The sequence below is a fragment of the Methyloglobulus sp. genome (genome assembly GCF_046714055.1).
In the GTDB taxonomy this organism is placed as follows: Bacteria; Pseudomonadota; Gammaproteobacteria; order Methylococcales; family Methylomonadaceae; genus Methyloglobulus.
This window is the reverse complement of the sequence record NZ_JBKKBJ010000159.1, coordinates 1-12,660: the sequence shown is the minus strand read 5'-3', so window position 1 is coordinate 12,660 and position 12,660 is coordinate 1. Positions and strand designations below refer to the sequence as shown.

The 12,660-nt window shown below is 44.8% G+C and carries 13 protein-coding genes; 10 read left to right on the top strand and 3 right to left on the bottom strand.

The annotated features are described in order from the left end of the window. Positions 1-112 precede the first annotated feature (112 nt). Complete coding sequence (locus tag ACLQ6D_RS09465; protein WP_411727035.1) at positions 113-253, top strand: hypothetical protein; 141 nt, start codon at positions 113-115, stop codon at positions 251-253. A 65-nt stretch (positions 254-318) separates the two neighbouring features. On the opposite strand, the gene folP is transcribed toward ACLQ6D_RS09465, so the two are convergent. Continuing rightward, the gene (gene folP, locus ACLQ6D_RS09460) at positions 319-1,119 is read right to left on the bottom strand and encodes a dihydropteroate synthase (RefSeq protein WP_411727036.1); all 801 of its coding nucleotides are present in this window, start codon (positions 1,117-1,119) and stop codon (positions 319-321) included. 106 nt (positions 1,120-1,225) lie between these two features. On the opposite strand from folP, the gene ACLQ6D_RS09455 reads away from it, so the two are divergent. Genes ACLQ6D_RS09455 through ACLQ6D_RS09435 form a run of 5 tightly spaced genes read left to right on the top strand, consistent with a single transcriptional unit; the run spans position 1,226 to position 6,969 of the window. Beyond that, positions 1,226-1,762 (top strand): flavoprotein, encoded by a 537-nt coding sequence (locus ACLQ6D_RS09455; protein WP_411727034.1) that lies wholly within the window; start codon positions 1,226-1,228, stop codon positions 1,760-1,762. After that, entirely contained in the window at positions 1,759-3,144 is a 1,386-nt protein-coding gene (locus tag ACLQ6D_RS09450) for a DUF6513 domain-containing protein (RefSeq protein WP_411727033.1), read from the top strand. The genes ACLQ6D_RS09455 and ACLQ6D_RS09450 overlap by 4 nt, the downstream gene beginning before the upstream one ends. Beyond that, positions 3,141-3,704 (top strand): DUF447 domain-containing protein, encoded by a 564-nt coding sequence (locus tag ACLQ6D_RS09445; protein ID WP_411727032.1) that lies wholly within the window; start codon positions 3,141-3,143, stop codon positions 3,702-3,704. Before ACLQ6D_RS09450 ends, ACLQ6D_RS09445 begins: the two co-directional genes overlap by 4 nt. Further along, positions 3,701-4,384, top strand: coding sequence for a (5-formylfuran-3-yl)methyl phosphate synthase (locus ACLQ6D_RS09440; RefSeq protein ID WP_411727031.1), 684 nt, complete (start codon positions 3,701-3,703; stop codon positions 4,382-4,384). Before ACLQ6D_RS09445 ends, ACLQ6D_RS09440 begins: the two co-directional genes overlap by 4 nt. Beyond that, the gene (locus tag ACLQ6D_RS09435; RefSeq protein WP_411727030.1) at positions 4,384-6,969 is read left to right on the top strand and encodes an ATP-binding protein; all 2,586 of its coding nucleotides are present in this window, start codon (positions 4,384-4,386) and stop codon (positions 6,967-6,969) included. Before ACLQ6D_RS09440 ends, ACLQ6D_RS09435 begins: the two co-directional genes overlap by 1 nt. Before the next feature lie 331 nt (positions 6,970-7,300). On the opposite strand, the gene ACLQ6D_RS09430 is transcribed toward ACLQ6D_RS09435, so the two are convergent. Then, complete coding sequence (locus ACLQ6D_RS09430; RefSeq protein ID WP_411727029.1) at positions 7,301-7,750, bottom strand: beta/gamma crystallin domain-containing protein; 450 nt, start codon at positions 7,748-7,750, stop codon at positions 7,301-7,303. 353 nt (positions 7,751-8,103) lie between these two features. Between ACLQ6D_RS09430 and ACLQ6D_RS09425 the strand changes: the two genes are divergently transcribed. Both ACLQ6D_RS09425 and ACLQ6D_RS09420 read left to right on the top strand, forming a co-directional pair. Beyond that, positions 8,104-9,066, top strand: coding sequence for a hypothetical protein (locus ACLQ6D_RS09425; protein WP_411727028.1), 963 nt, complete (start codon positions 8,104-8,106; stop codon positions 9,064-9,066). A gap of 17 nt (positions 9,067-9,083) precedes the next feature. Continuing rightward, a complete protein-coding gene (locus tag ACLQ6D_RS09420) occupies positions 9,084-9,431 on the top strand; it encodes a hypothetical protein (protein WP_411727027.1) in 348 nt (115 codons plus the stop codon). A gap of 300 nt (positions 9,432-9,731) precedes the next feature. On the opposite strand, the gene ACLQ6D_RS09415 is transcribed toward ACLQ6D_RS09420, so the two are convergent. Next, a complete protein-coding gene (locus ACLQ6D_RS09415; protein ID WP_411727026.1) occupies positions 9,732-9,881 on the bottom strand; it encodes a hypothetical protein in 150 nt (49 codons plus the stop codon). 71 nt (positions 9,882-9,952) lie between these two features. On the opposite strand from ACLQ6D_RS09415, the gene ACLQ6D_RS09410 reads away from it, so the two are divergent. Both ACLQ6D_RS09410 and ACLQ6D_RS09405 read left to right on the top strand, forming a co-directional pair. Next, complete coding sequence (locus ACLQ6D_RS09410; RefSeq protein ID WP_411727025.1) at positions 9,953-10,684, top strand: hypothetical protein; 732 nt, start codon at positions 9,953-9,955, stop codon at positions 10,682-10,684. A gap of 117 nt (positions 10,685-10,801) precedes the next feature. Next, complete coding sequence (locus ACLQ6D_RS09405) at positions 10,802-12,565, top strand: ShlB/FhaC/HecB family hemolysin secretion/activation protein (RefSeq protein ID WP_411727024.1); 1,764 nt, start codon at positions 10,802-10,804, stop codon at positions 12,563-12,565. Positions 12,566-12,660 lie beyond the last annotated feature (95 nt).

Below are 12,660 nucleotides of genomic sequence, written 5' to 3'. Positions count from 1 at the left end.
CGCCTTCAGAGTAACGGTAAAAACGGTAAAGCCATTACTTGTGCCGCTATGCGTAAGTTAATTCATATCGCCTTCGGCGTCATCAAATCTGGCAAACCTTTTGATCCTAACTATGCCATCTAAATATCGCTTGCTTTTAGGTGGGCAAGACGGTATCTGCCAGTATGACGGCGTTTTAACTTGTGTAGATACCTATGCCTCAACGGTGGGCGTTAAGGGTGTAGGGCATTTGCCGAGAATGATTCCGATTTAGTGGGAACTGATCCCCAAAAGCTTATTCCAGTTTGGTTAGTTTTGGGTGCATAAGGTTGTTATAACCTATGTTGTATGTTGAGATTGTTTAATCGCCCAAGCTACGTCAGCAGCCTGTCGGTTAGCTTTAATATCATGGACACGAAACACAGTCACACCTGCCATAACACCCAAAGCTGTAGTTACCGCCGTGGCAGTGACCAACTCCGAAGGTTCGGTAACGTCGCAGATTGATCCCATAAACCGTTTGCGGCTAGCGCCCAAAAGTACCGGAAAACCCAGCGCGACAAACCTGTCAAGGTTTGCCAGCAAATCCAGGTTGTCTTGTTTGCGTTTACCAAAGCCGATGCCGGGATCGATTATGATGTTGTCCCTGTTGATACTGGCTGTTAACGCGGCATCAATTCTCGATTTTAGAAAATCAATAACTTCCATAACGACATCGTCATAGTAAGGATTTTCTTGCATTGTTTTTGGTGTGCCTAGCCTGTGCATAAGGATAATGGGAACGGTTCTTTTAGCAGCCAAAGTCAGCATATCTGGGTCGTTTAACCCTGCCGAAACATCATTGATAAGGTTAGCACCTGCATTTAATCCCGCTTCGGCAACCGCGCTTAAGGATGTGTCTATGCTAACGGTAATATTCTCAGCAAACTGCTTGCGGATTACCTCAATAATAGGAATGACACGCCGTATTTGTCCGTCCGAACTGACCGGATCAGAACCTGGCCGCGTCGATTCCCCGCCGATGTCGATCATATCAGCGCCTTCTGCCAGCATCAGTCCGACTTGCTGCACTGCCGCATCGACTCGGTCATACTTGCCGCCATCTGAAAAGCTGTCAGGGGTCACATTTAATATGCCCATAATCAGCGGTTTTTTGCAGTCTTTAAAGCTCACTGAAAGTTCCTGTGTGCGTTGCCCAAGCTCGCTTAAGGTATAATAAAAGGATTATTTCTAACCTATTGTTGTCATGCATAAACCCCGTTTGGCTTGGGCGATTACCGGTTCCGGCCATTATATAGAAGAATGCCTGGGTTTTTTGCTGACCTTGGAGGATGTGGATGTCTATATCAGTCCGGCGGGTGAAGAAGTGCTGAAAATGTACAGCATCAGCCTTGACGCTGTGCGGGCGAAACATCCTGTTTTTCGTGACAAAACCGCATCCTCGCCACCCGTCGGGCTTTTTTACAAAGGTCATTACCATACCTTTGTCATGGCGCCCGCCACCTCGAATACGATAGCCAAGTGCGTGTTAGGTATCGCCGATAATTTGGTGACCAATTTGTATTCCCAGGCAGGGAAGTGCAAAGTGCCGTGCATTGTTTATCCCTGCGATATTGCCCCAGCGATGGAAACGACAGCGCCCGGCGGGAAAGTGATGGTTTATCCCCGCAAAATTGACCTGGAAGGCACCGATAAAATCCGTACCTTTGAATACACGACGGTTGTTGATAGTGTCGAGGAATTAATCGACACGGTTAAGCGGCGGCTTGCGTCTTTGTCATGAGCGAACATTTACTTTTTCTGACCGGTAAGCTGGCGGAAAAGCAATTACGCGGCATCCTGGGAAAAATGCAGCCGGAATTTACCTACACCGTACACCAACTCGGCGTAAAGGTTGCCGCCTTGATGACCACCGACATGATACTCCGTCGGCTAAAGGACACCTTTGGCGCAAACCGCATCATCATCCCAGGCCGTTGCCGTGGCGATGTCGGGGCCTTGGCTAAAGAACTTGATGTGGCAGTAGAAAGAGGGCCGGAGGAACTCAAAGACTTGCCTTTATATTTTGGCAAAGAGGCGCATCACTATGATTTAAGCCGCTACAGCGTCAAAATTTTTGCTGAAATCGTCGATGCACCTAATATCAGCGTTGAAGAAATCCTTAAGCACGCAAACTATTATAAGCAAAATGGCGCGGACGTTATCGACATAGGTTGCCTGCCCAGCACTGATTTTCCGCACATGGAAGAGGCGATACAGGCGCTAAAACAGGAGGGCTTCACGGTTAGCATTGACTCCTTAAACAGTGATGATTTGCTACGTGGCGGTAAAGCGGGTGCTGATTATATGCTCAGCCTGCACGAAAACACGCTATGGATAGCCGATGAAGTTGCGGCTACACCGATTTTGATTCCCGAACAGCATGAGGATTTAGCGTCGCTAGACCGAGCGATCCAGATCATGCAGGCCAAAAACAGGCCTTTTATCGTAGATGCCATCCTTGATCCCATCCATTTCGGTTTTACCGAATCCCTCGTGCGCTATTACGAGGTCAGGAGAAATCATCCAGGGATTGAGATGATGATGGGAGTTGGCAACCTCACCGAATTGACCCATGCCGACACGGCGGGGATGAATGCCTTGTTGCTGGGCATTTGCTCGGAACTCAACATCAACCAGATACTTGCCACCGAAGTCAGCCGCCATGCTTGCCGCGCAGTTAAGGAAGCGGATAAGGCAAGGCGCATACTATTTGCCGCAAAGGAGCAGGGCACATTGCCCAAGCATATTGATTCCAGCCTGATGGCCTTGCACGAGACCTCACCTTTTCCCTACACGCAGGACGAAATCAAGGAACTGGCTGACCAGATCACTGATCCGAGCTACCGCATCCAAACCAGTGCAGAAGGCATCCATATTTTTAACCGCGACGGTTTTCATACCGCAACTGACCCTTTTGACCTGTATCCCAAACTGGCGGTGGAGAATGATCCTGGTCATGCCTTCTATTTAGGCGTGGAGTTGGCTCGGGCCGAAATTGCCTGGCAGTTAGGCAAGCGGTTCAATCAAGATCAGCCGCTGGATTGGGGTTGTGCAAGCGATAATATTGAGCAAACCGTAGACCTGCACAGCTTTAAACCTGCCGGAACGACCTTAAAAAAATGATACAAGAAACAATAGTCACTACCCAGAATAGCCAAGGAATCACCCACATTGCCCCGATGGGTATCCATGTGGACGGCGAAAACTTCATTATTTTGCCATTCCGTCCATCAACCACGCTGAACAATTTTTTGGAAACAAAGGTTGGCGTAATCAATTACTGCGATGATGTGCGGGTGTTTGCGGGATGTCTGACCGGGCGGCGGGATTGGCCGTTAAAACCTGCGCAAGAAATATCAGGGAAAGTATTGGAATGTGCATTAGCCCATGCTGAAGTTGAACTCATTAGAATTGAAGAAGATGCCACCCGTCCTAAACTGTTTTGCAAAACTTTACACACCGTTAATAACGCGCCTTTTAAGGGCTTTAACCGCGCCCAGTTTTCCGTCCTGGAAGCGGCAATTTTAATCAGTCGATTGGAACTATTGCCGTTGCAAAAAATAGAATCGGAAATTGAATACTTACGCATTGGCCTTGAAAAAACCGCAGGTGAGCGGGAGTTGGAATCCTGGGGATGGATAATGGAAGTCCTTAATAATTACAAAAGAAAAACCGTCGCATGACCGGAATGCTCGCCAGCGTTAACAGCGTGGATGAAGCCAAACTGGTTTTGGCTGAGAACATCGATATTATCGACCTGAAAGAACCCGCATTAGGTTCCTTGGGTGGTTTGGATATTGGACTGGTAAAACAAATTGTCGCAGTCGTGAATGGACAATGCCCCACCAGTGCAACGATTGGTGACTTACCCATGCAGCCGGAGTTCATTTTTAATGCGGTAAAAGAGATGGCTGAAACGGGTGTCAATTACGTCAAAATTGGTTTTTTTGCTAGCGAAAATCAGGTGCAGGTCATTGAAAAGTTAGCGCTGATAGCTGCCCACATTAACTTGATCGCCGTCTTATTTGCGGACACACATCCAGACTTCAGCTTAATAGATAAGCTAATAGCGGCAGGTTTTCGTGGCATTATGCTAGATACGCTGGATAAAACCAAAGGATCATTGACCAGAATCATGGCTAAAGCTGAGATTGAACGATTTGTTGTCCACGTAAAATCCAGGCATACAATTTGCGGCCTTGCCGGTTCCTTGAAGCTGGAGGATATTCCCCTACTGATGTCTTATCAGCCCGACTATCTGGGTTTCAGGGGCGCTTTATGCGATCAACATGAAAGGGCAGGGCGCTTAAATGTCCGGTCTGTCCAAGCCATCAAACAAGCCATCGCCGATTTCTCCTGCTGATGCCGTACCCGTACCGTCCACCGCTCATTCAATTTGGGAAAACCCTTATCCTTATTGGTGTTGTCGTGGGTGCCTATTTCCTGCTCGGCCTACTGGGCTTGTTGTTCAGGATTCCCGCATACCCTATAGGATTACTTATGCCGTCGGCTGGTTTGGCATTGGCGGCAACATTGCTGTTTGGGATGCGGATTTTGCCGGCTGTTGCCATTGGCAATTTCTGTGTCAGTGCCTGGGCTTTCGATTTTAATCAAGGATACCTCTATTTCTATGCTGCCAGCGCGATAGGGGCGGCCCTATCTGCCTGTATGGGAGCCAGCTTAATCCGCAGAAAAATTGGCTTTCCAAATTCGCTAGTGGAAGGCAGGAATATTTCCCTTTTTATGATCTTAGCCGGGCCAGTGAGTTGCCTCATCTCTGCGGTTATCGGCATAACGGCAATGCACCGCTTGGGGATTGTAGCCTTGGCCGACATTCCGGTTGCTTGGTTAAGTTGGTGGGTGGCCGACATCTTAGGCGTACTGATTTTTACGCCGCTTATCCTGATACTGTTTGCCGAACCGCAACATATTTGGCATCGACGGCGGTCAACCGTCGGTTTGCCCATTGTGTTGACGTTTACCCTGGTTATCGTGCTGTTTTTTTACCTTAAAGGTATTGTCCGCGATCAATACTCCGAACAATTAAAAGAGAAAACCATTACCTTATCCCAGGCATTAAAGAACAGGATCCAGTTGGACTTGTCTTCTCTCCATGGGATCAGGAATTTTTTGTTGGGTACGCAAGCAATTGGGCCCCAAGAATTCTCGCTGTTAACCAGGCAAACGCTATTGCCCTTTCTGGAGATGCAATCAATCAGTTGGGTGAATGTCGCAGAAATTAACGGGGAAAAAAGCCAATTCATTACCACGCTTAACGCACAAGCGCACAATAAACAGGAAACCCTGCAAGCGATTCCGTCTGATATTAAGGAGAAATTGTTGGCTAGCCCTTCATTTTCCGAAACGGAATTCCTGATCCTGGAACAAAACGGCTTTAAATTGCTAATCCCTGTCATCAATGAGTTTAGCCAAAACAAGAAGCCCCTTGGCGTAATTGTTGCGAATTTATCTATGGAGCGCTTAGTCCAACAAGCATTAGAAAAGCTGAACACAGCCCATTGCGCGATGACGATTAGCACATTCCAAGATGCCTTGCCAGAAGCAAAAATCATCTACACCAATATCAGCAGTTCAGGTCTTGCGCCTTATCAAACCGTTCCGATTCAGGTAGCGGACCAAACATGGCTATTAAATTTCTACCATGACTGGACTAGGGAAAAGCCTGATGCCAACTGGCCTATAGGCTCGATTATATTCAGTGGATTCTGGTTTACAGGCATACTCGGTATTGTATTGTTGCAACTCACCGGACGGTATTTCCGCACTGAGGCTATCATCGAAGAACGCACCAAGATTTTGACGGAAACGAAAATTGCCGCAGAACAAGCCAATCAAGCCAAGAACCAATTCCTGGCTAAAATCAGCCATGAGCTAAGGACGCCGCTGAACGGTATTTCCGGCTTCACCCAGTTACTGGAAAAGAAGCCGACCCTTAATGCCGAGGATAAAAAACAGGTCGCCATAATTAAGCAATGCAGCGATGACTTGCTGAGGCTTATTAACGATATACTCGATATATCAGCCATAGAAACCCAGCAAATAAAGTTGGAAGCCGTCGACTTTAACTTTACGCTGTTGCTGACTGATAGCGTTCGTATCTGTAAATTTCGGGCGGATGAAAAAGGCCTCAAACTCATCACCAAAAACACTTGTTTGCCTCATAAATTTCACGGCGACGAAAAACGCATCCGGCAAATCCTGGTTAATTTGATTGATAATGCTGCCAAATATACCAGCCAGGGTAGCGTAACAGTGACCACATCCTATCAAGATGGCCGTCTGAAAATTTCCGTTGCAGATACCGGTTGCGGAATCGCCCAAAACGATTTAGGGCGAATTTTTTCGCCTTTCGTACAGATAGGCACCAACAACTTTACCCGTGAGGGGATTGGCCTTGGCTTGTCCATTACCAAAGAACTCGTAAACTTGATGAATGGCGAGCTAACGGTTAGCAGCCAACTTGGCGTTGGCAGCGTTTTTACCGTTTCACTGCCATTACCTGTCAATGTACAAAATCAAGCCAACGTCACGCTTTATCCTGATAGCATTGATCCCAAATTCAATGAAGTTTACGTGCTAGTTGTCGATGACAGCGGAATCAATCTGCTATTTTTGGTTAGTATGCTGGAACAAATAGGTTGCAAGGTTGATTCCGCAATGGATGGGCAAGAAGCCTTGGCGTTAATTCAGCAAAATAATTACGATCTTGCCTTGATAGACATCAATATGCCGGTCATGAATGGTTTGGAATTAGTAAAAAGGCTTCGTAGCCAACAATTCAAATTTAAGCTTGCCGCTGTCAGCGCTTATGCCGATGACGATAAAATAAACGAAGCTCTTAGTGCCGGATTTGACATCTACCTGACAAAACCCATCGAAGAATACCGATTGGTTGAATTGATACAAACAAGCTTGCAGAGCCATTAGCACTACAAAAGAACACCTTGGTGCTTTCCAAAATCGAAAGCGTCTGCTGTGAATAACTCTACGGTACACTTGAACCTAAAAAATCAGAGAGATTTGATGTTTACGCGCTACCGTAGGGGCAATCCCTTCAACCCAAGGATGGCGGAAGTGCAAAGGCGGGTATGGAACCCGCGCTGCGTGGTTCCCCGGACAGGTTCACCACACCACGAACGGAATCAATAAGATACCGTTCATACTGAGCCTACCGAAGGATTAAATCAGCATTTCCCTAGGCAATATCAGTTCCTCCTGCTCGGAGTGGCCTCTGATGTCCAGAACTTTTATAGTGGCACTAAATACATTCGACTTTCAACGACCTGATTTTCTTATGAAAACCAAAATCGCCAAGGTCGTGAACCATCGCATTCTCATTAAAGATAAGCTCAGAATCTTCCTTGATATCTTGCTCTGTGATACCCCAGGCATGCATAAAGTCTGGTTTTTTAGCCATTTCCGTTAAGGTCAATTCAAAATGGGGATTTTGAAAAACGGTTACCTTAGCTTTAGGGCCAACTTTTATGCTATGAATACGTTGATCCCAATTCTCGCCGTTTACCTTGTTTAAAATTTCTAACTTGGCAGGGCCTTGAATGAGTAAATGCTTGCCTGCATACTGGGCCTCGTCAAAGAAATCGCCCCAGCATTCCTTATCTTCAGCGTAAGCGTTCCAAGTCGAGCCTAATAACAGCATTACAACGAATACCGTTTTGAAACTTTGAAACATCAATCGAATGCGGTTCATGCGTATTCTCCTCTTGATTTTGTGTATTGCTTGCCAATAAAACCCGCCCCAGCAAAAACTGGCCATGAACAAGTTGTTGTAGCCCTAGGACAATGCAATCAATTATCTGTTCCAAATTATGAGGGATACAACACTTGGTTTTAAGGGGAGGGTGCCAGACGGCACGAAATGTGTGTTGGCCTACGATTGGAATCTAAGGAAGCTTTATTTATGTCAAAGAATTAGTCAAAAAATTAAGGCTTGCCCTAAATTAAATAACTGCTAGTTCTGAATGATTAGAAAAGGTGGTATATTCTGCCCTGTTGGTTTATGGTTATGTCAATTGCTAGAAAAGTTTTTGAGGAAAATCGAGTATGAAACATGTATTAGGCGTTTTTCATAGCATCTTCAAATCATTACCAGAAAAGATATTACTTGCTCTTTTACTTGCTTGCACACTGATTGGCTGCGCGGATAGTAGCGGTTATCGGGCACCGATAAGTGCCTTTCAAGATGCGTCATCGGTGTTAGTCAATAGCGCAAGAATCTACCTGACTCAACTCAACAAAACGGAAAGAGACGCGTATATTAGGCGACAAGCGGCTGATAAAAAGCCTATAAGCATGGCTGAGATTGAGAAAACTCAGTCATTTTCACCCGAAGAAATCGCTGTACGGCTAGAAGCTCTCAGTACTTTATCGCGTTATGGCACTTTACTTGGTCAATTAGCGAACTCTGATGCGCCGGAGAAAATCTCTGCCAATGCAACCGACCTCGGCGACGCATTGCAAAAACTCACGTCTCATATAAGCGAATATGCTACCGGGTCTTCCAACAACAAGTTCGTAAGTTCCGTTGGCCCTGTAGTGAAGATTGCCGGAGAAGTTGCCCGGATTGCAACGGAGAAAAAAATAAGGGAGGCTCTGGAACAAGCAATTCTTTCGGGAGAAACTCCAATGCAAGAATTAATAAAAGCAATTAGTGCTGATATCACAATTGCGTATGAAAGAAAGCGAAACGCCCTATCTGCACGCCGGGTTGATTATGTGGATGCTTATGAAGATACTTTGGATGTCGCTAATAAAGGCAATAGCGATCAGCACAGGCATGCTGCGGAGAAGCTAATAACCTATCTTGATGTCTGGGAGTCGTTTCCATTAACCGACCCGAGCGAAGGCTTGAACGCCATGGAGGAGGCCTATTCATCTCTCGTTACCTACGCAAAATCCCCAAAAACCCCAACAGACCTAGCTAGTTTGGCGGATCGAATGGAATTGTTTTCGGCTCAGGCCAACCGAATCGGTTCAGCGATTCTAGAGCTCAATAACAACTTCTAATGCGAGAGGAAATTCCTGTGCCTGAACAAGAATTGACTAAATTGAATTTAATCCGGAAGCTCGGTGATGTCATAACCGAAATCGATGTTTCAAGAGGGAGTTTTCCCAAAAAGAGCGCAAAGCGAAAAGAACTTGATTCTTGGCGTTTGCGCCTTGATGCGAAACAACATGCGCTGACAGACGCGGTGTTTAAGGAAGGTACCCCGTCGTTTAAGTCAGCTGCGGAAAAAATTGGAGTACTCTCCGACAAGCTTAATGAGTCTATCGAAGATGTTAATAAAACCGCGCAAGCTTTCGCTGATTTAGCACGATTAGCATCGGCCATAGACGATTTGCTGGTGCTTGCGGCTGGTATAGTTAAATAAAATCCAGATTACGTATATCTTTAAGTCAACTTTAATAAGAAGTAGTGTAGGAATTAACCGGGTTATTTACAGGCTTTTTGGTTAAAGATTTGATGCATTCTATATCGAGCGTTGAATCAATTAGAAATAGGCGTTAACCTGATTGAATTTTATATGCTTTATCTAGAATGAGGTCTGGTTAATAAATAAAGCAGGTAGCTATAATGGGCAAATTTTGCCGTTGGGTTGTTCGTCAAATTAGCCCTGCCTCACAAAATTTAATTTATGATCAGCAATCTACTTAAGACAAAATGGAGGTTATTAAATGTTTCCGGTTGCTAGCAGGGTTTTAGGTCTTTCTGTTGTTATTGGAACTCTTGGAGTTACCTTTTTTGCATGGTTATATCCTACAGTTCCTATAACTGATGTATTAACGATAATTTCATTAATTTCCATTTTCTTAGCTTTCATCGTCGACTTTGTTTGGAGAGTTTTATATAGAAAAACAAAGAACTAACAATTACAAATTAAGGAATATAGCTATGTTACGCATAACTTCTTACTTGTCACTATTGATTGTTTTCATATCGGCTTGTACTTCTACGGGTATTACCTATACAAGAGTTCCGGATGAAGAAAAAGGACTTTTGAGCGCTTCTTTCGATATGACGAAGCTCAATGAGGAGCCTAAAGGATATGGTCTTTATACATATGTAATTTTCGGTTCTAAGTTGGAAGAACATAAAGATTCAGCTCCAGATATTGCTTCTACCCGCTTAGAGTCGCTTTTAGAAGCAATTGACTTAACTATCCTTCCACGCGACGCACTTGATAAAGCTAAAATTCCTAATTCCGAAATAAATCTTTTTTGCATTCCCGTGAAAATTGCAAAAAAGCTCGCCAATCTTGAAAACTATAATTCAGATTTAGCTCTGCTTTATAGGGATATAGCGATAGGTACGCTAAAAAATGAAGTTACCTTTCAAAATAAATTCTCCACCAGTGTTGGTCCATTTTTAGTTTCGACACTTCAGCCTCTCAATCAGGTAAGGACACCGCAACCAGTGCTTTTTGCTGACCTTTCATCCACAAATCCATCGGCAATGAAAGAATTAGTGGCGGCATATAAACAAAAGAGTAGCAGTGGAGTTTCGGCTAATGATCCACAGAAATTTGAACCTCTTAAGCTTCGTATTCTTTCTTTGATTTTGGATGCAGACAAAAATATTAAGTTAATGAAGAGTGCCGTAGCAGCATGGACACCTAGTCAGTGACTTAAAAATGATATTAAATCAATTGGTTATGTGGCGATAAAAAAAACGGATAAGTAGTTTTCCAATAAATTGAATTGTTTCTTAACTTTCACCGAACATCAGCGTTAGGAGCTAAGGATGAGAATTGTTGCAGTGTTTAAGGCACATTCGGTCAGTTTTCTAAAAAAGTGTTGTTGTCTATTTGTTGCTGCAACTTCATTAGTCGTGTCTCTTCGTATTCCAGCTGTAGGGATACCTAGTACAATTCAACCAGGCCAGCTCGAAAAGCAATTGGTACTACCACCATCACCATCACCAAAATCACAACCAATTGAAATATTTCCAGCTTTGGAACAACAAAAAACCCAAATAGAAGATAGTACAAATAGGTTTAAACTTTACGATATCGATTTTGATGGGGCTGCAGCTTACTCTCAACAATTCCTTAAGTCATTTTTTTCAGAGATTATTGGAAAAACAGTCACGATTAAGCAGATACGCACTGCATCTGATAACTTGACCACACACTATCGCAACGATGGATATGTTTTGGCAAGAGCCTTGATTCCAGCCCAGACACTCAAGAATGGTATAGTAAAGATCAAGGTTATCGAAGGTTTTATCGAATCAGTCAATCTTCAAGCAGATCAAGGGGTTGATACGACAGGGCTGATTCAGGATTATATCGATAAAATTCGCGCAACAAAGCCGTTACGCCAAAGTGTACTGGAGCGTTATTTATTATTGCTGAACGATCTTCCTGGTATATACGCCTCTGGTTCTCTCACACCATCCTCAAGCCAGCCAGGAGCGGCTGTTTTGGTGATTCAAGTCAAACACAAAAAGTTCGGGGTTCAAGCAGGTTTTAACAATCGTTTACCCGAGTTGCTTGGGACCTACCGGGGCGAATTCTATGCTGAGGAAAACAATTTACTGGGTTGGCAAGAGAAAAGTTATGCTAGGTTACTCCAGTCCTTTGAAGGGAAAATGACAATACTCTCCCTAGGTCAGGACATAGGGATCAATGACGAAGGCACCAAGCTGTCCTTCATGGTTAATCAAGTCTGGTCACAAAGCTCAATCTTCAATACTTCAATTGGCCTTAAGTCCGATCTTATCTCCTTTAATATTGGCTTCTCTCACCCGCTACTACGTAGCCGTAATAGTAACCTTTTGCTGCGCGGCGGTTTTTCCGGAGTCGACTCGCAATCAGATGCCCCACAATTCAATACAACGCTAATCGATGATCGCATCCGCTCGTTTCGGGTCGGATTGACCTACGATCTGGCTGACCAATTTTACGGTGTCAATCTGGTCGATATCGAATTGAGTCAGGGAATTGACGCTTTAGGTGCACGCAATCCTTCAGCAAGCTCACGAGCCAATGGCACCGCTAATCTATCTGCGGCAAATGGTCAGTTGGATTACACCAAAGTAACCCTATATCTCTCGCGCTTGCAGTCATTAACCGAGGACTTTTCGTTACTCGCAGCATTCAACGGTCAATACTCGGAAGACGTTCTGCTATCTCCGGAGCAATTCGCCATGGGAGGTGAGCAATTCTTGCGTGCCTATGATCCGTCGGAATTTATCGGTGACAAGGGCTGGGCGGCCAAGGCGGAGTTGCGATATGCACTTAACGCATTTTCGCCCGTTAATACAACACTTTATGGATTTTATGATTACGGACAGATTTTCTACAATGACCATCGTAGCCCAAGCATCAGTGCTGCGGCGGCGGGTGCTGGCATGAGGGTTTCATTCACACAATACTTCACCGGTTATATAGAGGGTGCAAAGCCATTACACCCGGATGAAAGCAGCCAGGGGAATCGGGATATGCGAGTATTTGGTGGGTTCAGATTAAGCTATTATACCAATCCCAATAGATTATCATATTAATAAAGCCCATTTACGGGAGCAAAGATTTCGGATGGTGTCGGGTTGGCTGGCGAACTGGTTCCATGCGTGGCAACACACATCAACGATCTGGTCAT